Genomic DNA, 395 nt, shown 5'->3' with positions numbered 1-395 from the left:
CGCGGCCAATCTTCGACTGGATGCAGATCATCCGAAAACGCGGCATCGTCTACGTCGGTCTGGATGCGCTGACTGACGCCGAGGTGGCCGCCGCTGTGGGCAACTCCATGTTCGCCGACTTGGTCTCGGTCGCGGGCCACATCTACAAACATGGTATCGACCACGGCCTGCCTCAGTCGGGTAGGAACAGTGACAAGCTGCCGATCAACCTGCACGCCGATGAGTTCAACGAGTTGATGGGCGATGAATTCATCCCGCTGATCAACAAGGGCGGCGGTGCCGGGCTACAGGTCACGGCGTACACACAGACCCTCTCGGATATCGAGGCCCGCATCGGCAACCGCGCGAAAGCTGGCCAGGTGATCGGCAACTTCAACAACCTGTTCATGCTGCGC

Annotated in this window: 1 protein-coding gene; it reads left to right on the top strand. The window is 60.5% G+C overall.

Features of this window, described 5'->3' with window-relative positions; genetic code table 11:
- Positions 1-395 (top strand): TraM recognition domain-containing protein (locus AC3XQU_RS23155; RefSeq protein ID WP_489876502.1); only part of this gene is annotated, 395 nt, incomplete at both ends.

The sequence above is a fragment of the Telluria sp. AZSoR62 genome (assembly GCF_058111565.1).
The sequence above is the reverse complement of the archived record's forward strand: the minus strand, read 5'-3'. Positions and strand labels throughout refer to the sequence as shown.